The 17,997-nt window shown below is 63.6% G+C and carries 20 protein-coding genes, 1 tRNA gene and 1 other RNA gene; 8 read left to right on the forward strand and 14 right to left on the reverse strand.

Annotated features, from left to right (window positions below; genetic code table 11):
• Positions 1 to 102: 102 nt before the first annotated feature.
• A complete protein-coding gene (locus GJB56_RS10420) occupies positions 103 to 1,674 on the reverse strand; it encodes an alpha/beta hydrolase (RefSeq protein ID WP_113683693.1) in 1,572 nt (523 codons plus the stop codon).
• Between the two features lie 207 nt (positions 1,675 to 1,881).
• Between GJB56_RS10420 and panB the strand changes: the two genes are divergently transcribed.
• Genes panB through pip form a run of 3 tightly spaced genes read left to right on the forward strand, consistent with a single transcriptional unit; the run spans position 1,882 to position 4,208 of the window.
• Complete coding sequence (panB, locus tag GJB56_RS10425; protein WP_003941624.1) at positions 1,882 to 2,733, forward strand: 3-methyl-2-oxobutanoate hydroxymethyltransferase; 852 nt, start codon at positions 1,882 to 1,884, stop codon at positions 2,731 to 2,733.
• Between the two features lie 51 nt (positions 2,734 to 2,784).
• Positions 2,785 to 3,225: a hypothetical protein gene (locus GJB56_RS10430; protein ID WP_042445770.1), complete on the forward strand. Its 441-nt coding sequence runs from the start codon at positions 2,785 to 2,787 to the stop codon at positions 3,223 to 3,225.
• Entirely contained in the window at positions 3,225 to 4,208 is a 984-nt protein-coding gene (gene pip / locus GJB56_RS10435; protein WP_113683694.1) for a prolyl aminopeptidase, read from the forward strand. The genes GJB56_RS10430 and pip overlap by 1 nt, the downstream gene beginning before the upstream one ends.
• Before the next feature lie 4 nt (positions 4,209 to 4,212).
• On the opposite strand, the gene GJB56_RS10440 is transcribed toward pip, so the two are convergent.
• The 3 genes from GJB56_RS10440 to rnpB all read right to left on the reverse strand — a co-directional run bounded on the left by GJB56_RS10440 (position 4,213) and on the right by rnpB (position 6,634).
• On the reverse strand, positions 4,213 to 5,622 hold the full coding sequence (locus tag GJB56_RS10440; RefSeq protein ID WP_113683695.1) for an RNB domain-containing ribonuclease: 1,410 nt from the start codon (positions 5,620 to 5,622) through the stop codon (positions 4,213 to 4,215).
• A gap of 92 nt (positions 5,623 to 5,714) precedes the next feature.
• Entirely contained in the window at positions 5,715 to 5,900 is a 186-nt protein-coding gene (locus GJB56_RS10445; RefSeq protein WP_007735457.1) for a hypothetical protein, read from the reverse strand.
• Positions 5,901 to 6,219: 319 nt separating this feature from the next.
• Positions 6,220 to 6,634: RNase P RNA component class A (gene rnpB / locus GJB56_RS10450), an RNA gene on the reverse strand.
• Between the two features lie 54 nt (positions 6,635 to 6,688).
• Between rnpB and GJB56_RS10455 the strand changes: the two genes are divergently transcribed.
• Complete coding sequence (locus GJB56_RS10455) at positions 6,689 to 7,216, forward strand: DUF1697 domain-containing protein (protein ID WP_019748952.1); 528 nt, start codon at positions 6,689 to 6,691, stop codon at positions 7,214 to 7,216.
• Between the two features lie 28 nt (positions 7,217 to 7,244).
• Positions 7,245 to 8,480, forward strand: a complete 1,236-nt coding sequence (locus GJB56_RS10460) for an SLC13 family permease (protein ID WP_019748953.1) — start codon at positions 7,245 to 7,247, stop codon at positions 8,478 to 8,480.
• Positions 8,481 to 8,509: 29 nt separating this feature from the next.
• Here the strand turns inward: GJB56_RS10460 and GJB56_RS10465 are convergent, their stop codons facing one another.
• The 4 genes from GJB56_RS10465 to cobC all read right to left on the reverse strand — a co-directional run bounded on the left by GJB56_RS10465 (position 8,510) and on the right by cobC (position 12,641).
• Positions 8,510 to 9,634: a bifunctional RNase H/acid phosphatase gene (locus tag GJB56_RS10465; RefSeq protein WP_019748954.1), complete on the reverse strand. Its 1,125-nt coding sequence runs from the start codon at positions 9,632 to 9,634 to the stop codon at positions 8,510 to 8,512.
• The gene (locus tag GJB56_RS10470) at positions 9,631 to 10,368 is read right to left on the reverse strand and encodes a zinc ribbon domain-containing protein (RefSeq protein ID WP_020908144.1); all 738 of its coding nucleotides are present in this window, start codon (positions 10,366 to 10,368) and stop codon (positions 9,631 to 9,633) included. The genes GJB56_RS10465 and GJB56_RS10470 overlap by 4 nt, the downstream gene beginning before the upstream one ends.
• A 108-nt stretch (positions 10,369 to 10,476) precedes the next feature.
• Positions 10,477 to 11,610, reverse strand: a complete 1,134-nt coding sequence (locus tag GJB56_RS10475) for a Nif3-like dinuclear metal center hexameric protein (RefSeq protein WP_113683696.1) — start codon at positions 11,608 to 11,610, stop codon at positions 10,477 to 10,479.
• A complete protein-coding gene (cobC, locus tag GJB56_RS10480) occupies positions 11,607 to 12,641 on the reverse strand; it encodes an Rv2231c family pyridoxal phosphate-dependent protein CobC (RefSeq protein WP_113683697.1) in 1,035 nt (344 codons plus the stop codon). Before cobC ends, GJB56_RS10475 begins: the two co-directional genes overlap by 4 nt.
• A 56-nt stretch (positions 12,642 to 12,697) precedes the next feature.
• On the opposite strand from cobC, the gene GJB56_RS10485 reads away from it, so the two are divergent.
• The 3 genes from GJB56_RS10485 to GJB56_RS10495 are packed head-to-tail and all read left to right on the forward strand — an operon-like array spanning position 12,698 to position 14,858.
• Positions 12,698 to 13,393: an HAD hydrolase-like protein gene (locus GJB56_RS10485; RefSeq protein ID WP_113683698.1), complete on the forward strand. Its 696-nt coding sequence runs from the start codon at positions 12,698 to 12,700 to the stop codon at positions 13,391 to 13,393.
• Complete coding sequence (locus GJB56_RS10490) at positions 13,380 to 13,871, forward strand: low molecular weight protein-tyrosine-phosphatase (RefSeq protein WP_042952191.1); 492 nt, start codon at positions 13,380 to 13,382, stop codon at positions 13,869 to 13,871. Before GJB56_RS10485 ends, GJB56_RS10490 begins: the two co-directional genes overlap by 14 nt.
• A gap of 48 nt (positions 13,872 to 13,919) precedes the next feature.
• Positions 13,920 to 14,858, forward strand: a complete 939-nt coding sequence (locus tag GJB56_RS10495) for an SURF1 family cytochrome oxidase biogenesis protein (protein WP_113683699.1) — start codon at positions 13,920 to 13,922, stop codon at positions 14,856 to 14,858.
• Here GJB56_RS10495 and GJB56_RS10500 read toward each other — a convergent pair.
• The 6 genes from GJB56_RS10500 to GJB56_RS31620 all read right to left on the reverse strand — a co-directional run bounded on the left by GJB56_RS10500 (position 14,799) and on the right by GJB56_RS31620 (position 17,969).
• Positions 14,799 to 15,818: a cobalamin biosynthesis protein gene (locus GJB56_RS10500; RefSeq protein ID WP_113683700.1), complete on the reverse strand. Its 1,020-nt coding sequence runs from the start codon at positions 15,816 to 15,818 to the stop codon at positions 14,799 to 14,801. The genes GJB56_RS10495 and GJB56_RS10500 overlap by 60 nt on opposite strands.
• A gap of 65 nt (positions 15,819 to 15,883) precedes the next feature.
• Entirely contained in the window at positions 15,884 to 16,108 is a 225-nt protein-coding gene (locus tag GJB56_RS10505; RefSeq protein WP_003941648.1) for a hypothetical protein, read from the reverse strand.
• Positions 16,109 to 16,201: 93 nt separating this feature from the next.
• Positions 16,202 to 16,273 (reverse strand) — tRNA-Val (locus tag GJB56_RS10510).
• A 32-nt stretch (positions 16,274 to 16,305) separates the two neighbouring features.
• Positions 16,306 to 16,770 (reverse strand): peroxiredoxin, encoded by a 465-nt coding sequence (locus GJB56_RS10515; protein WP_019748962.1) that lies wholly within the window; start codon positions 16,768 to 16,770, stop codon positions 16,306 to 16,308.
• 35 nt (positions 16,771 to 16,805) lie between these two features.
• Complete coding sequence (locus GJB56_RS10520; RefSeq protein WP_003941575.1) at positions 16,806 to 17,231, reverse strand: DUF3052 domain-containing protein; 426 nt, start codon at positions 17,229 to 17,231, stop codon at positions 16,806 to 16,808.
• A 177-nt stretch (positions 17,232 to 17,408) separates the two neighbouring features.
• A complete protein-coding gene (locus GJB56_RS31620) occupies positions 17,409 to 17,969 on the reverse strand; it encodes a hypothetical protein (RefSeq protein ID WP_230091171.1) in 561 nt (186 codons plus the stop codon).
• Positions 17,970 to 17,997 lie beyond the last annotated feature (28 nt).

Below are 17,997 nucleotides of genomic sequence, written 5' to 3' on the forward strand. Positions count from 1 at the left end.
CGAGACTAAGCAAGCCACGTTAAATCTGTGTTACATCAGTGGTCCCGGTTAACAGAGTGATTGGTCACCATCGAATAGGCGCAGCGTACGGCGTCGCGCCGGTTAACATGTCAGACCCTCTTCCGGTGCCTTCAAGTAAACGAAGTAGTCGACGACGGCATCGTCGACGCAGGAGTTTCCGTCCAGAACCACCGTGTGTTGGGTTCCGTCGAACGTGATCAGGGCAGCGCCCAACTGCTTGGCGAGATCCACTCCGGCCTGATACGGCGTTGCCGGATCCTGCGTCGTGGAGACGACGACCAACTGAGGCAGGCCGGCATCGGCGAGCGCCTGGGGGTCGAGCGCGTGGGGGCTGCCGGTAGCCGGAACGGGCCAGAACGCGCACAGGTCGAGCGGCGCTTGACCCGTCCCGCGGCCGTCGTCGAGGAACGGCGCCGCCTCGCGGTACCGAGTGTCGGATTCGCCGGCCTCGGCGCGGTCGGTGGTTGCCGGATCGTCCACGCAGCGAATGGCGTTGAACGCGTCGTTGATGTTGGAGTAGCTGCCGTCATCCTCACGGCCTTCGTACATGTCGGCGAGATTGAGCAGCGAGTCGCCGCGTCCGTCGGCCAGACTCGACAGACCCCCACGCAGCGGCGTCCACAACTGTGGCGAATACAGAGCCTGCTGCACGCCCGTGATCGCGTCGGAATAACTCAGCCCGCGCGGATCGGTGGTCTGTGCCGGCTTCTCGATCAACGGATCGACGAGTGCCTGGAAGCGTGCCTGCGCCTGCGCCGGATCATCACCCAGCGGGCAATCCGTTCGCGAGACACAGTCGGCGACAAAGGCGTCGAACGCGCCTTGGAAGCCCTGCCCCTGCAAGACCACTTCGTCGACCGGATCCTGCTCGGGGTCGAGCGCGCCGTCGAGGACCATCGCTCGGACGTTCTGCGGAAAGGTTTCCGCGTACGTGGATCCGAGCCGGGTCCCGTACGAGAACCCGAGGTAGTTCATCTTCGGATCGCCGAGAACGCCCCGAATGACGTCCATATCTCGCACCACCTCGTAGGTACTGACATGAGCGAGGAACTCCGTACCGGTCCGCTCAGCGCACTTGGCGGCGTAGTCCTTGCTGTCCGCCTCGGCGAGAGCGATGCCCTCCGGCGTCATGTCGACGTTGACCTCCGCACGCTCCGCGTCGGTCTCCTCCGGCGTCAAACACCGAACCTGCGGGGTCGATGCCCCGATCCCCCGCGGATCGAAGCCGATCATGTCGAAACGTTCCTGCAGTTCGGTGCCCGAACCCGATGTCGCCATCGACAGCCCGGACCCACCCGGCCCGCCGGGGTTCAGCAACAGTGAGCCGATGCGGTCGCCGGTTGCCTTCGAACGCGAGATCACCACCTTCGCGGTGTCGCCGTTCGGATTCGCGTAGTCGACGGGAACGCTCACCTCGGCGCAGTCGACCCCACGCCCCAGCGGCGCAGTTCCTTCTTCGACAAATTGGTCGCACGAACCCCAGTCGAGCGTCTGCTCGTAGAATTTCTCGAGGCCGGACGGCACCGCGGACGCGGCAGAACCAGCAGGTTCCACTGATTCGGGCGTGCCTTCCGAACTGGTGCAACCGACAACCAACACGAGCACTGCTGCGCTTCCGGCGAGGGCACCGGAGAGGCGAACGAACTTCGACATGCCATTGATGGTGCCAGGAAACCTCGGTAGCCAGCGGTTCGCCTCGGTTCGGCACCTAACTGACAGGCACGCGGCGATGTGACCCATTGCACCCCGTCAACTATTCGTGTCGGCGATGTCCGGTGGCAGACTGAACACGTCATCACCCACACCCGGGGACCCGAAGGCGATCAACGCTCAGGGCCTCGAGGCCAGAAAGGGACAACGATGTCCGAAACACCTCTCTATGGTTCTGTACCCACTGCAAGCTCTACTGATGCACCGAAGCGTAAGACGCGCATTCACCACCTCGCCGAGATGAAGCAGAACGGCGAACGCTGGTCGATGCTCACCGCTTACGACTACTCCACGGCACGCATCTTCGAAGACGCAGGCATCCCGGTGCTGCTCGTCGGCGACTCTGCCGCCAACGTCGTCTACGGCTACGACACCACCGTGCCGATCACCGTCGACGAACTGCTCCCGCTCGTGCGTGGCGTGGTTCGCGGCGCCCCGCACGCACTCGTCGTCGCCGACCTCCCCTTCGGCACCTACGAGGGTTCCGCCGAGCAGGCCCTTGCGACTGCGACACGGTTCATGAAGGAAGGCCTCGCGCACGCCGTCAAACTCGAGGGCGGCGAGCGGATGAGCAAGCAGATCGCGGCTATCACCTCGGCCGGCATCCCCGTCATGGCTCACGTCGGATTCACCCCGCAGAGCGTGAACTCGCTCGGCGGATTCCGCGTCCAGGGTCGCGGCGACGCGGCCGAGCAGCTTGTGGCGGACGCCATTGCAGTCCAGGAAGCCGGAGCGTTCTCCGTCGTCATGGAAATGGTTCCGGCCGAGATCGCGGGCCAGGTCAGCCGCAAACTCACCATCCCCACCGTCGGCATCGGGGCCGGTTCCGAATGCGACGCTCAGGTACTCGTCTGGCAGGACATGGCGGGTTACACGAGCGGTAAGACAGCCAAGTTCGTCAAGCGTTTCGGTAACGTCGGTGACGAACTGCGTTCCGCAGCCGCCGCCTATGCATCAGAAGTTCGCACTGGCGCTTTCCCGGCCGCAGAACACAGTTTCTGATCCGAGACCGGCGAACGCCGCCTGTCTCTCAACCAGCCAGGGGTGCGTTCAATGATCGGTAACCGTCGAAGTTCTACTGCCGCAGCTGTAGTCGGCGCGGCAGCTCTCGTCACGGTGCTGAGCGGATGCGCGGGAGGGTCCACCAACTCTCCCGCGCCCAGCAGCACTACGCCCGCGAGTTCCACCAAGACGGCGCCGGCAACAACCTCCGCGTCCGGTTCGACGTTCACCGACGCTCAGGTCCAGCAGTTGTGTTCGGATATGGAAGGGCAGCTGCAGAACTGGCGGACCGTCACCCCGACGCTCGGCAAGGGCGGACTGAACACGATCGTCATCACGTGGGCGACGCAGAACGGCATCAACCTGCTCGATCTCGCCCAGAACCGCGAAAGCATCGACGCGGCAACCTCGGCCGCATGCCCGGACGTCCGAAGCGGCGCGATTTCCGCACTCGAGATCCCCGATCTCGCCTCCGGGCTGGTGGGCTTCTGATGAGCGAAACGTCAGCACCGCCGTCGGCTCTGAGGAGTCTCTATCCCCCGATCGAACCCTTTGTCACCGGCTTCCTCGACGTCGGTGACGGCCAGAGCATGTACTGGGAAGTCAGCGGAAATCCGGACGGCAAGCCGGTGGTGTTCCTGCACGGTGGCCCCGGTGGCGGTGCACAACCGGCGATACGCCAGTTCTTCGATCCGGCCGCATATCGCATCGTTCTACTCGACCAGCGCGGCTGCGGGCGATCCACCCCGCACGTTGCCGACGGCGCCGACCTGTCGGTGAACACCACGGACAAGCTGCTGGCCGACATCGAAGCCCTGCGCGAACATCTCTCGATCGACAAGTGGATGGTATTCGGGGGGTCCTGGGGTTCCACGCTTTCCATCGCCTACGCCGAAACGTTTCCCACGCGCGTCACGGAACTGGTTCTGCGCGGGATCTTTCTCCTGCGTCGTAGCGAGATCGACTGGTACTACAACGGCGGCGCGGGAAACATCTTCCCGGAGCGCTGGGACAAATTCCTCGAACCGGTACCCGAGGCGCACCGCGGCGAAGACCTCGTCGCGGTCTATCACCAACTGCTCCATTCCGAAGACCCCGACGTCGCGGCCCGGGCAGCGATCGCCTGGTCGGCTTGGGAAGGATCGACGAGCTACCTGTACCCCCAGGCGGACAAGATCGAACAGAACTCCGAGACCAGGTTCGCCTTGGCCTTCGCTCGTATCGAGAACCACTACTTCGTCAACGGCGGATTCTTCGACGAGGGCCAGCTCCTACGCAAAAGCTCCGCACTGCACGGCATTCCGGGGACGATCGTCCAGGGCCGCTACGACGTCGTCTGCCCCGCCACCAGCGCCTGGGCGCTGCACAAGGCGTGGCCCGAATCCAAGCTCGTGATCGTCGACGACGCGGGACACTCCGCGATGGAGCCCGGCATCGCACATCACTTGGTGGAAGCCACCGATTCGTACCGGTAGCGCCCTACGCCGGGAACGTGAATTCCACCGTCCGTTTGACCGTGTCGACGGCGGTGAGTCGCACCTTTGCGCGCTCACCGTCGTCGGGCGTTCCGACGCATTTCGCAATCACTGCGACCGACGGGACAAACACTTCCGCCGAGCGCTTTCCGTCCTTGGCGCGCATCACCACCGCGTCGAAGACCTCGCCGACCCGACCGTCGAGCAGCGTGGACTCGGTCAGATCGATGCACGCGCGGTCGACCTTGTTCGCCAGTGAGTCGGACCCACTCATGATGTCGGGCAACTCGGGAAGGGCGGTGCGCACCCATTCCGGTACTGGCGTACCAGCTGTGATCGCCAGACACACCTCGGTGCTGAAGCGATCGGACAGCCGGCGCAGTGGAGCCGTCACATGAGCGTAGGGCGCTCCGATCCCCGCATGCACCGTCAACTCCGGTAGCTGGCCGTCGAAGGCCGCGTAGTCTGCGCCGCGCAGCAACGACGGCGCAACCGACATCAGCGCCATCGTCGACGGCTCGTTGGAATCGAGTCCGGCAAGAATCTGCCCGACGCTTCGACCCTCCCGCCACGTGATACCCAGCGCCACTGCAGTTCTCCGCAGGGTGCGAACCGCGGACTCCTCGGCCGGCGGCAGCGTGCGAAGCAGCCCGATACCTGCGTCGATCATCATGCGGCCGGCACACATCCCGGTCAGCAGCGACACTTCTGCGTTCCAGTCGTCCGCTTCGGTGCGTGGCTCGAGCTCGATCCGCCAGCGAGCCGAGGACTCGTCCTCTGGCTGATCCCGAACCACTGACTGCTCGGGCAGTTTCAGCTCGATGGCGCCCCTGGCAACCGCCGAGGCACTGCGCAATCGTCCGAATTCCGGTAGTGCGGCGATCGACGGATGCAAGGTGCCCGCGTCGGCGTCACGTTGCACGGTCGAATAATCCAGACGCGCCACCGATTTCACCAGAGCGCGTCTCACCTGCCATGACGTGGGCTCGGCCTGGGCGTCCAACTCGATACGCCACAGTGCTGCGGGGCGAACCACGTCCGGCAGCAGACTCGCCGATCCCTCCGACAACGCCCGAGGATGCAGCGGAACGGAACCGTCCGGGAGATAGAAGGTTTGGCCACGCTTGCGGGTTTCGACGTCGAGCGCACCGCCCGGCGTCACCACCGCCGCGACGTCGGCGATCGCGTAGTGCACGACGTACCCGGTCGAGGTCTTCTCGATGTGCACTGCCTGGTCGAGGTCCATCGATCCGGGAGGGTCGATGGTCACGAAGGCGATACCCGTTTCGTCGACGCGCCCGACACCGAAACGATCCACGGCATTCTCGGCCTCGGCCTGCGCCGCGGCCGAGAATGCTCCCGGCAAGTCGAACTCCGCCCGAACCACTCCGAAGTCGATTCCCTGCACCATCATTCGACTTGCGGGCACGCATCCTCCATGATCGGTTCGGGCCGGTGTAGCAGCTGTACCGGTCCCAGTTGTTCGAGTCCCAGTTGTTCCAAGTCTCAGTTGTTCCAGTCTTCGTCTGCCCGATCGGCGGCTTTGTTGCGTTCGGCAGCGATCTTCAATGCATGCTCGGCAGAGTCCCGATCAGGGTACGGCCCCATCCTCGTCAACGAGGACGCGCCCTTTCCCTGCGTGACGGAACCGTCGGACACGTCGAAGTACCAGAGTCGATCTTCATCAGTCATATCCACAGTGTGACATCAGAGTGAGATAGAAGCTTGTAGATCGCTGTGAGACTGATATTCTTTCTACTTGGCCTGGCAGGTGAGAACCGGACATTCGAACGGTGAGTTCTGCTTGAATGCCCAACACAAGCTACGAACAGAAAATGGAGTGCGCATGTCCGCAATTCTTTACGATTACCTCCTCCCGCTCATGGGCCATGACGCGGCAACGTACTGGGCTACGCTGCTGGTCATCAAGCCTGTCTGACAGCTTTTCGAACAAGAGAAGACCCCCACCGATCCGGTGGGGGTCTTCTTTTCTCACTGTGCAGATCGCGGGCGGACGAGTCGGCGTGTAAGCCGGATCCTGTCCTGCGGCACCGAAGTGCCGAGTGGCGACCATCCATCTGGGCACACCGTCGCCGGGTGCCTCGAGCGGTTCACCCGCAGGCTCGGGCGAGCAGCCCTCGAACACCTGCGCAGCCGCACCGCGAGCGATGCGACCTTCAACCTTGCTCCGGGCGGGGTTTACCTAGCCACCCCGGTCACCCGAGGTGCTGGTGCGCTCTTACCGCACCGTTTCACCCTTACCTGCCTCGAAAGGCAGGCGGTCTGTTTTCTGTGGCACTGTCCCGCGAGTTGCCTCGGGTTGCCGTTAACAACCGCCCTGCTCTGTGGAGTCCGGACTTTCCTCGGCCCCAGGCCTGTGCGTGGTACACGCTGGTTCCAGAAGCCGCGGCCGCCCGGCCAACTCGTCCGCCCCCGTATGCTACCGGGCGCCTGTCGGTGGCCGGCACTATGGTCACCTTATGACTCGGTACGTGGCCCTGCTACGCGGTATCAACGTGGGCGGCATCAACATCAAGATGGCGGACCTGGCGAGAGTCTTCGGCGACCTCGGATTCCAAGGCGTGAAAACCGTCCTGGCCTCGGGCAACGTTCTGTTCGACAGTCCGAGCACCGACATCTCGTCGCTGAAGAAACAGATCGAATCTGCCCTCGCCCGCGAGTTCGGCTACGAGGCTTGGGTATTCGTCCTCGACATTCCGACGCTGCAAGCGATCGTGGACAACTACCCGTTCGACCGAGAACGCGAGGGTTGGCATGCTTACGCGATGGTTGCCTCCGAGCCGGAAATCCTCGAGGAATTGAGTGCTGCGGCAGCGCAACTCGATGCCTCGGTCGAACGCGTGGTGGCCGGCGACGGAGTCCTGTACTGGGAGGTCGAGAAGGGGCAGACCGTCAAGAGCGCGTTCGGCCGGAACACCGGAAAACCGAAGTTCAAGGCGTTCACCACAACCCGAAACCTGAACACGCTCTACAAACTGCTCAAATGACGCTCGCCCCGACACGGAGCACCAGCGCGTGACTCTTCTACCGATCCTGCTCGTCGCCGTCGTCCTCGTCTTCGCGATAGTGCGTCCACGTGGGCTTCCCGAGATCGTCATCGCCGGGCCGGCAGCTGTCGTCGTTCTCCTGACCGGTGTCGTCACTCTCGACGAAGCCCGCGAAGAACTGACGAGCATGGCACCCACCGTCGTCTTCCTGGTTGCCGTGCTGGTTCTCGCTCATGCCGCGGACGCTCTCGGCGTCTTTCGCTGGGTCAGCCAGATCCTGCAGCAAAAATCCCTCGCCGATCCGCACCGGTTGCTGATTTACGTATTCGGCGCGGCTGCCCTGACCACCGCGGTCCTGAGCCTCGACGCCACCGTCGTACTTCTGACACCCGCAGTGATCGCGGCCGCACGATCCATCGGAGCAAGTCCGCGGCCCCATTCGTATGCCAGTGCGCACCTGTCGAACTCGGCGTCGACGCTTCTGCCGGTGTCGAACCTGACCAACCTCATCGCTTTTGCTGCAACAGGTTTGACGTTCTTGCACTTCACCGCGTTGATGGCGTTGCCGTGGGTCGTGACGATCGCTGTCGAATATCTGATCTTCCGACTGTTCTTCCGTTCCGAACTCGTCCGCTCGGAAAACACAGAGCCACCGGCAAGTAAAACTTCCTCGCCTGCGCCGAGTCTGCCGCTGGCGGTGATCGGACTGACGCTGGTCGGTTTCGCGGTTTCGGGTTTCTTCGGGATCGAACCCGCCTGGATCGCTGTGGTGGGTGCGAGTGTTCTGGGAGCGATCGCTCTGGCTCGGCACCGTACGACCGCCGCCAAGATGCTCTACGCTGCCGACCTCTGGTTCTGCGCGTTCGTCCTGGTTCTCGGGATCATCGTCGCCGGAGTCGCGAACGGGCCGGTGGGAGAATGGATTGCGCAGATCCTGCCAGGCGACACCAGCTACGGATCACTGCTATTCGTCGCCGTGGTCGCCGCGCTCGCGTCCAACCTCGTCAATAACCTGCCGGCAACCTTGCTGATGATCGCGGCGCTCGGGACGGGAGCACCTCCAGGCCTGGTGCTCGCGATGTTGATCGGCGTCAACCTCGGGCCCAACCTCACCTACGTGGGCTCTCTCGCGACAATGCTCTGGCGACGAGTTGCCACCAGCGCGGGTGCACCGCCCACGCTTGCGACGTTCACTCTGCTCGGGGTCATCACGACGCCCCTGACGCTGCTCGCCGCCGTGAGTGCCCTGTGGTTGGTGATCTGATCAACGGCTGATCAGCAGTCGGGGCATTTTCAGCGAAGATGTGACGTGTCGTTGACCAACCGGACCGAGGCTCCCCCGTCTGGATAGAACTCGGTGATACTCAGCGACGCCAGATCCAGATGCAACCGGTACAGCAACGACGGCCCGGCATCGAGGGCCAGCTGCACCAACGTCTTGATCGGGGTGACGTGAGAAACGACCAACAGCGTCGCGCCGCCGTAGGTCGAGATCAGGTCGTCACGCGCGGCGACGACTCGTTCTCGTACCTCGTCGAAACTCTCGCCGCCGGGTGGGCGCACAGAAGTGTCCGAGAGCCATTCGCGATGCAGGTCCGGATCGCGCTCGGCTGCCTCGCGGAAGGTGAGTCCGTCCCAGTCGCCGAAATCGGTTTCGATCAAACCTTTGTGCTCGACGACGGGAAGACCGAGCACGCGGGCCGATGCCTCTGCCGTCTCACGGGTCCTGCCGAGGGGTGAGCAGACGATGGCGTCGATACCGCCGCGGTTCCCGAAGCGTGCAGCCGCGCCGGCGGCCTGCGCGCGGCCCAATTCCGTGAGCTCAGGATTGCCGCGTCCGGAGTAGCGGCGATCGACCGACATCGCTGTCTGTCCGTGACGTAGCAACAACATTCGTGTCGGCTTGCCGGTGGTGGCGATCCATCCCGGAGAGCCGGCGATCTGCGGTTCCGACGTCTCTTCTGACGGCGCGGCGGGTGCAGCTGGTGCGGGGGTCGCGGTTTCGATGCCGGCAGCAGCGTCCATCGCCTCGTTGGCAAGACGATCGGCATGAGAATTCTCGCCGCGCGGAATCCACGTGTAGGTCACTCGCGAGAACTGCGTCGCCAACTCGGCTGCGCGTCGCTGCAGCGGAATCATGTCCGGGTGCTTGACCTTCCAGCGCCCGGACATCTGCTCGACGACCAGCTTGGAGTCCATACGGACGTCGACCGTCGACGCTCCGAGTTCACCGGCAGCGGTCAACCCTGCGATCAGCCCGCGGTACTCGGCGACGTTGTTGGTCGCTATTCCGATGCTTTCCTTGCGTTCGGCCAACACCGAGCGGGTGGAGTCGAAGACCACGGCGCCGTAGCCGGCCGGGCCGGGGTTGCCGCGCGATCCACCGTCGGCCTCGACGATGACCTGCGTGGGAGTCACAGACCGGACTCCTTGGTACGCACCATGATTGCATTGCACTCTGGGCAACGAACGACGACGTCGGCCGGTGTCGCGGCGATTCGGGAGATCTCGCCGCGGTCGATCTCGATCCGGCAAGCGCCACATCGGCGTGCCTGCAGAAGCGCCGCGCCCGGTCCGCCCAGGGTGCGCTGCTTCTCGTAGACAGCAAGGAAATCGGCGGGGAATTCACCGACAAGTCGTTCACGATCGGCGGCGCAACGCTCTTGCGCCTTGTCCAGATCGGCGACGGCGTCGTCGCGGCGACGCTTGGCGTCGATCAGCTCTTCTTCGGCCTGGGACAGCTGGGCACCGGCATGATCGTGATCGGCCTGCAACGCCTCACGCTGCTCCATCACTTCGAGCAACTCGTCCTCGAGGAGCCCCTGACGCCTGACCAGGCTGCCGAGTTCGTGTTCGAGTTCGGTGAGCTGCTTCGCCCCGACCGACCCACTCTGCAACAGAGTGCGGTCACGATCCTCGCGCTGACGAACCGCGTCGACCTCGCCTTCGAGCTTGCGGATGTCGCGATCGATGTCGTCGATCTGGATTTCGACGGCTACGGACGCATCTTTACGGCTGATTCGCTCGGCCTCGAGACGTTCGACTTCCTTCTGCTCGGGAAGCGCTCCGCGTCGGTGGGTGATCCGAGTGAGCTCAGCATCCACCCCGGCGAGGTCGAGAAGCTTGGATTGCACCTGTGGTTCGACGTTCACGCTGTATAACTCCTGCTGTAAGTCCGATGTCGGCAGTGCTCGCGAAGGACGGCTCTCGAAGAACTGCTCTTGAATTGTTCGTGCAACCGTACCTTGCAGAGCGCTGCACTAATGCGCACTCAAACACCACGGATCGGTGCGAATTGTCGAAACCCGGCTTTCCCACCCCGGATTGTCGGCAAACGCGGCGTCGAGCACCGATTTCGCCTGCGCACACCACGGGTATTCACTAGCCCAATGGGCGACGTCGACCAGTGCCGGGCCACCGGCACGAAGATGCTCGTCCGCGGGATGATGCCGCAGGTCCGCAGTGACGTAGACGTCGGCGCCCAGCGCCGCCACCACGTCCAGATACGAGTCGCCGGAACCGCCGCACACCGCCACGATACGAACGGTCGCGTCCGGATCTCCGGCAGCGCGAACACCCCACTCGGTCGAGGGCAGTGAGCGCGCCACTCGCGCCGTGAACTCTCGCAATGTTTCGGGGTGCTCGAGCTCACCCACCCGCCCCAGACCGAGCGAACTGGGGAACGCTGCGAGTTCGAAGACATCGAAGGCTGGTTCCTCGTACGGGTGGGCGGCACGCAATGCGCCCAGCACCGCACTTCGCTTTCCGCGTGGGGCAATCACTTCCACACGATCCTCGCGAACCTGCTCCACAGCGCCGACAGTCCCGATCGTCGGATTCGCACCGTCGGCTGGCAAGAACTGACCCGTACCGGTGACCGTCCAACTGCACTGGCTGTAGTCGCCGATCCGCCCAGCCCCGGCCTCGAAAAGTGCATCCTGCACGGCCGATGCATTCTCCACCGGAACCATGACGACCCACTTGTCGAGCGGCTGCGTCGGCTTGGGTTCGATCGGGCGCAGCACGGTCAGGCCCAGAGCCTGCGCCAACGCGTCGGACACTCCAGGGTCGGCGGAGTCCGCATTGGTGTGCGCCGAGAACAGTGCGCACCCCGCCTTGATGAGCTTGTGGACCAACGCACCTTTGGGTGTGTGAGCACCGACGGTGTCCACCCCACGCAGCAGAAGTGGATGGTGAACGACCAGAAGGTCGGCACCGGAGGCGATGGCGTCGTCGACCACTGCCTCGGTCGGATCCACCGCGAAAATCACTCTCGTCACCGCGTCCGCAGGATCGCCGCAGACCAGACCGACCGAATCCCACGATTCCGCCAGGGCGGGCGGATAAGCAGATTCCAGCACAGCTATGACGTCCGCAAGAGTTGGGCCGCTCACAAGATCTCCTTCATCGCTTCGATCAGTACCGAGACCTGCTCGGCTGGACGGACGGCAACGCGCAACTGATCGGGCCCGAGTCCGGGAAAGGTGTCGCACCGGCGAACGGCGATACCGCGGGCTCGCAGGTGCTCTCGCATCGAGGCGCCGTCGCGGACGTCGATGAGCACGAACGGCCCCGCAGCGGGTTCGTGCACGGCAATCCCGATCTCGGTCAGTCGCCGGGACATGTCTTGGCGGTCTGCCGCAATCGCTTCGGCTTTGATCCTCGACTGCTCGACCGCGAACGGTTCGCAGCACGCCGTGATGGCCTCGATCTGCAGACTGCCCAATGGCCAGTGGGCTCGGCCGTGAGCCAATCGAGCGAGAAGATCCGGAGAGCCGATCGCGTACCCACACCGCAATCCGGCGAGTGCCCACGTCTTGGTCAGGCTCCGAAGCACCAGTACATCCGCCGACTCGACACCTGCGATGCTCTCCGCTTCGCCGGGGATCGCGTCGCCGAATGCCTCGTCCACCACCAGGATCCGGCCCGGCCGACGCAACTCCAACACATCGGCCTTGGGGTGAAGCACGGACGTCGGATTGGTCGGATTGCCCAGAACGACAAGGTCCGCGGATTCTGGTACCTGCGCGGCCCGAAGCGCGAAAGGCGGCTCCAGAATCACCTGCGTCACCGGTACACCGGCCTCTCGCAGCGCCAGTTCCGGCTCGGTGAAGGACGGATGGATCAGCGCTGCCGACCGAGAGCCCAGGCGCGGCAGCATCGCGAATCCCTCGGCACCGCCCGAGAGCAACAACACCTCTTCGGGCCGTCGCCCGTGCCGATGCGCGACGGTTTCGCGGGCTTTCAGTTCCGCTGCAGCCGACGGGTACGAACCGAGCGTGGACAGTCCTGCGGCCAGCCGATCCCGCAACCACTTCGGTGGGCCGGAGCCTTGAACGTTGACGGCAAAATCGAGTAACCCGGGCTCCGCTTCGACATCGCCGTGATGTCGCAAGCTCTCCAGGTCAACCGTTCCGGTACTCACCCGGTCAGCCTACGGTCGAGCACCGTGCGCGGACATCACCCCTGCCGTCCGGGACAATGAGTGCCGTGATGACACCACCCCTCGACCGTTTTCCTGTAGTTCTGTTCGATCTGGACGGAACCATCACCGATTCCGCTCCCGGCATTCACGGCGGCTTCCGACATGCGTTGGCAACTGTCGGCCATCCGGAGCCGACGGAAGCGATGTTGGCATCGGTGATCGGCCCGCCGATGGTCGATACCTTCAGGTCACTCGGTATGGCCCCGGCGGACGTGGATCGGGCGATCGCCGCGTACATCGAGCGTTACGACGCGACCGGGTGGCAGGAGAACTCGGTGTACGAGGGTATGGACGTCGTCCTGGGTAAAGCTCGCGCGAGCGGCACCCGACTGGCCGTCGCCACCTCGAAGTCGGAGCGATTCGCCATTCGAATCCTCGAGCATTTCGGCCTGGCCGAGCACTTCGAGTTCATCGGCGGCGCAAGTGACGACGGAACTCGTCGGGCGAAACCCGATGTGATCGCGCACTCGCTGACCTCACTCGGGATCACTCCCGTCCTCGCCGCCGACGGCGGAACCCCCGACGTACTCATGATCGGCGATCGTGATCACGACGTGCTCGGCGCCGCGAAGTACGGCATCCCCACCGTCGTCGTCGAATGGGGCTACGGTTCCGCCGAGGAAGCGCGGCAAGCGTTTCGCTCCGTATCGTCGGCATCCGAACTGGGAGGACTTCTCGATGGCCGCCTCTGAACCACTCCGTGTGACTGAACCACTCCACGTGACGTTTGTGTGCACCGGCAATATCTGCCGGTCACCAATGGCCGAAAAGATCTTGCTCGCGCATCTGGGCCGTGAAGGCCTTGCCGACCGGGTGCGTGTCAGCAGCGCCGGTACCGAGGGGTTTCACACCGGTAGCGAGGCCGACGAGCGGACCAACGTCGTGCTCCGAGCGGCCGGATATCCGACGGGCCACAGCGCCGCGCAGGTCAATGCAGATCATCTCGCCGCCGATCTTGTCGTCGCCCTCGACACCGGGCACGAACGTGAGCTTGCTCATCTCGGCGTGCCCACCGAGCGTCGGCGCCTACTGCGATCGTTCGACCCCGAGGCGGACGGAGAATCGGTTCCGGACCCGTACTACGGGGATCAGGAGGACTTCGAACTGGTTCGAGACCAGATCGAAGCGGCCATTCCCGACATACTCGACTGGATCCGCGAGCGAGCCTGAACCCGGAGCAAAATTCACTCCCGTTCGGGCAACGGATACCGTGGACGTGTGCGAAGACTGAAATTCCTGTTGCGGCCCGGTTGGTTGGTACTGGCAGCTGTGGTCGGGCTCTTCGCCTACCTGTGCTTCACCGTGCTCGCTCCGTGGCAGCTCGGCAAGAACACGAAGACCGAGCACCGCAATGATCTGATCTCGAACTCGATCAACGCGGAGACCGTGCCGATCGGTGATGTCATCGCCGATTCGACGATCGCACCGGACGACGAATGGCGAAACATCACCGCGGCAGGTACCTATCTGCCCGACGCCGATATCCTCGTCCGCCTGCAGTCCATCGAGGGCGCGCCGTCGTACGAGATCCTGACGCCTTTCCGCCTGGACGACGGCCGCACGATCCTCGTCAATCGCGGATACGTTCGGCCGATCAACGGCGCCGAGGCACCGCCCATCGCTGCGCCGCCGACCGATCCGGTCACTCTCAACGGCCGTGTGCGCCTGTCGGAAGGCACTGCTCCCGGCCGAGTTCCGATGTTCGAGGACGGCGCGAAGCAGGTCTACTCCATCGACGCACAGCCGATCGGCGAGTTCATCGGAACGGACCTGATCGACGCGTACATCCAACTCGAACCCGACCAGCCCGGCGGTCTCGGCACGATCCCGCTCCCCCAACTCGACGCGGGCCCCTACCTCTCGTACGGGTTCCAATGGCTGGCGTTCGGCATCATGGCGCCGCTCGGACTGGCTTACTTCATTCGCGCCGAGTGGCGCGAACGTCGCAAGGAAAAGGCAGCTCAAGCAGCTGTGGACGGTTTCGCAGCCGACGACGCCGCTGCCGAGACGACCCCGGAAGCGGCAGTGTCCGCGCCTGCCGCACCCCCCGGCGAACCGGCTCGTACCTTCAGCCGTCGCAAGAAGCCCGAGCCGGAATCAGTGCCGCTCACGGCGCAGGAAGCCAAACTTGCCGATCGATACGGCAATGCCCGCTGAAATACCCGCTGACACCACAGCTGCACTGATCTGCACCGCCGACGAAAGCCTCGCCGCGCGGCGCAGATCGTTCGGCGTCGGCACAGGCCCGCGGCCGAGGACGGGACGCATCTCCACCCCGTGCGCGTACTCGGTCCGACCACCCAACGAAATGCCCAACGCCCCTGCCGCCGACGCTTCCGCGACGCCCGCATTGGGGCTTGGATGAGCCGCTGCGTCGCGTTTCCACGCTGCCAGTGATTCCTGAACCGAGCCGCCCACCACCGGTGCACACGCAGCCGTCAGCGCACCTGTCAGCCGAGCGGGGACGATGTTGACCAGGTCGTCGAACCTCGCCGCAGCCCACCCGAATCTGAGGTACTTCTCGGAGCGGTAGCCGATCATCGCGTCGAGTGTGTTGGCAGCGCGGTAGACGAACAGACCTGGCACGCCCGCAATTGCGCCCCAGAACACTGCGCCGACGGTTGCATCCGAGGTGTTCTCGGCAACCGACTCCAGTGCTGCACGCGTGAGGCCCTCCTCGCCCAGCACCGAGGGATCGCGTCCGCACAGTGAAGGAAGTAGCTCACGCGCTTTCGTCAGGTCGCCGTCGACCTGTGACGCCTCCAATCGAGCGGCCATGTCGATGCCGGTGCGTGCAAGCGACGTCCCGCCGAGCACGGCCCAGGTAGCTATCGCCGTCGTACCCGTCACGGCCGCCCAACCGGCCCGGCGCGACGCTGCTTCGGCTGTGAGGCCAAGTCCTGCGGTGCCGGCCAAGAGCACGGCGACATGAAGTGTTCCGGCCGCGCGCGAGTCCCGGTATGACATCTTCTGCAGCGCGATAGCTGCGGTTCCGAAGCCGGCGACCGGATGGAACCGCCCCGGATCGGCGAATGCCCGATCCGCAACGAAGCCGAGGAGGAGCCCGGCAGCTCGCGCATTGAATCGAGATTGGGACGAGCGAACCGAAATTTGCACGAGCGTAGTTGTAGCAGCCACGCTCGTTCTCTGGCCAACCGTCACGTGTCTGCCCGAGCTGATCTCTAGCCGTCCCAGTCGATCGTCAGATAGATCAAGCGGTGCATTCGGTTGATCTCCCAAACGCGGGCAATCCCGGTCGCCAGTGCGTCGCTTTGGGAACGAACCCGGATCGTCTGCCCCGGGAACAACGCAACACTGAGACTGGGCATCTCGGCGATATGTATGTGCGGACGGGTGGGATGCACGCGCGTCGGGTCGACGGCTACTTCGATCACAGAACTGGACATGCGTCCAGGATGGCGTATTGCGGACAATTCGTTGCCGAAAATGAAAAAACCCCGATCTGCGTCGACAAGCAGATCGGGGTTTGAATTCTTCGGTGGGCGCGGAGGGTTTCGAACCCCCGACCGCTGGTGTGTAAAACCAGAGCTCTACCACTGAGCTACACGCCCGAACTCCCGGTGAGACCCTCACCGGGAGTGCTCTAAGACTCTAGCGCGGCAAGCGCGTTTGCCCAAAGTCCGTGGTCACGGGCTTCTCCGGGGCCGTTCATCTCGGCAAAACGAATGACTCCGTCTTTGTCGATGACAAAGGTGCCACGATTCGCGAAGCCCAACTTGTCGTTGAACACCTCGTACTTCTGAGCGACTTCACCGTGCGGCCAGAAGTCCGACAGCAAGGGAAATGTGTATCCCTGCTCAGCTGACCAGATCTTGTGAGTCGGCGAAGCCCCGACAGAAATCGCGAGAATGGCAGTGTCGTCGTTCTCGAACTTCGGAAGCTCGTCACGGACCTTGCAGAGTTCCCCCTGACAAGTCCCGGTGAAGGCCAACGGATAGAAGACCAGCAGAACGTTCTTCTTACCGCGGAAATCTGCGAGCGAGACTTCCTGGTTGTTCTGGTCCTTCAAGGTGAAATCCGGTGCCTGGGCACCAACTTCGAGAGGCATGTGCAATTCCTTGGGAAAGTGCGGAAAGGGCCGGGTCAGCGCTTGTTGGCCGGACGAGCCTTCGGCTGAACCAGTCGACTTCCCGACCAGTCACCGAGGTTGGCTGCCGATGTCTGCGTCAAGCCGGCAGTCGGCGCCGATTCGGCGATCTCGCTGGGCTCGACATGTCCGTCGAGACCGGTCTTGGGAGTGAGAACCCACACGAAGCCTTCGTCGGCGAGGGGCCCGATGGCATCCATCAAGGCATCCACCAGGTCACCGTCCTCGTCGCGCCACCACAGCAGCACGACGTCGATGACCTCGTCGGAATCCTCGTCGAGCATTTCCCCGCCGATGGTTTCCTCAACCGCGGCACGAATGCCGTCGTCGGTATCCTCATCCCAGCCCAGTTCCTGCACCACCATGTCAGTGGTAATCCCGAGTTTCTGAGCGTAGTTCTGGGCATCCGCCGCGGCGACCACGGTGGGGTCCTCCTTTTGTTGATGGTGTGTGGCGACCCCGCACACCTACCGTTTGACGATCAATTAGGGAAAGCGAACATGGTCTGAGGCGTTAGCGCAAGCCGACCACGCCGAAAACTTTCACCAAAGATCGTCTTCTGACACACGGCGAACCTTACGCCTGCGGATTACCGCAGGTCACAGGGATCCACATTCATCGAAGATCGACTTGCGAATCGAATTGCTCGTATCGCTGATCGAATTGATTTCATCCGCCGAATGATCACTCTCGATCACGACTGCAGATGAACGTAGGTTCGCGGCCAATTCGTCGAACAGTCCGGAAAGTTGCGCCGGAAGTTCACTCGCGACCGAGTCGAACCACGACGCGGTGTCCCTGGCCGACGAAGCAGCAGCGCTTGCTTCGGCTCTCAGGTCGGTCTCACCATGATTTCCGGCGTCGACGTAGGCATTGAACGCGACCACGTCGTTTTTCGATCGAGAGACCGCTTCCTCACAGATCGCGAAAACTGCCTCTGCCGCATCTGCCGCCGCTTTCGACGAGGACGCGGCGGCCATCGAAATACTCACCTCGGATTGGTATGCAGCCACGTGCGCTTCATTGGGTACTGCCGATCCGGTCACCGCCGCCGAACATCCCACGATCACCGACAGTCCCACTGCGATCGATCCGACCGAGACCCACGCCCCGACCCTGCCGTAATTGATTTCTTTGTTTATTTTTTCCCACCCCTTCATACGTTCCGATCGATCCCCCAAGCCTGTG

Origin of the sequence: Rhodococcus sp. AQ5-07, assembly GCF_009707305.1 — a bacterium.
GTDB lineage: Bacteria > Actinomycetota > Actinomycetes > Mycobacteriales > Mycobacteriaceae > Rhodococcus_F > Rhodococcus_F erythropolis.

Excerpts from the sequence above, each read along its gene's own strand:
- GJB56_RS10420 (WP_113683693.1), bottom strand. The coding sequence starts at position 1,674 with ATGTCGAAGTTCGTTCGCCTCTCCGGTGCCCTCGCCGGAAGCGCAGCA.
- panB (WP_003941624.1), top strand. The coding sequence starts at position 1,882 with ATGTCCGAAACACCTCTCTATGGTTCTGTACCCACTGCAAGCTCTACT.
- GJB56_RS10430 (WP_042445770.1), top strand. The coding sequence starts at position 2,785 with ATGATCGGTAACCGTCGAAGTTCTACTGCCGCAGCTGTAGTCGGCGCG.
- pip (WP_113683694.1), top strand. The coding sequence starts at position 3,225 with ATGAGCGAAACGTCAGCACCGCCGTCGGCTCTGAGGAGTCTCTATCCC.
- GJB56_RS10440 (WP_113683695.1), bottom strand. The coding sequence starts at position 5,622 with ATGATGGTGCAGGGAATCGACTTCGGAGTGGTTCGGGCGGAGTTCGAC.
- GJB56_RS10445 (WP_007735457.1), bottom strand. The coding sequence starts at position 5,900 with ATGACTGATGAAGATCGACTCTGGTACTTCGACGTGTCCGACGGTTCC.
- GJB56_RS10455 (WP_019748952.1), top strand. The coding sequence starts at position 6,689 with ATGACTCGGTACGTGGCCCTGCTACGCGGTATCAACGTGGGCGGCATC.
- GJB56_RS10485 (WP_113683698.1), top strand. The coding sequence starts at position 12,698 with ATGAGTGCCGTGATGACACCACCCCTCGACCGTTTTCCTGTAGTTCTG.
- GJB56_RS10490 (WP_042952191.1), top strand. The coding sequence starts at position 13,380 with ATGGCCGCCTCTGAACCACTCCGTGTGACTGAACCACTCCACGTGACG.
- GJB56_RS10505 (WP_003941648.1), bottom strand. The coding sequence starts at position 16,108 with ATGTCCAGTTCTGTGATCGAAGTAGCCGTCGACCCGACGCGCGTGCAT.
- GJB56_RS10515 (WP_019748962.1), bottom strand. The coding sequence starts at position 16,770 with ATGCCTCTCGAAGTTGGTGCCCAGGCACCGGATTTCACCTTGAAGGAC.
- GJB56_RS31620 (WP_230091171.1), bottom strand. The coding sequence starts at position 17,969 with ATGAAGGGGTGGGAAAAAATAAACAAAGAAATCAATTACGGCAGGGTC.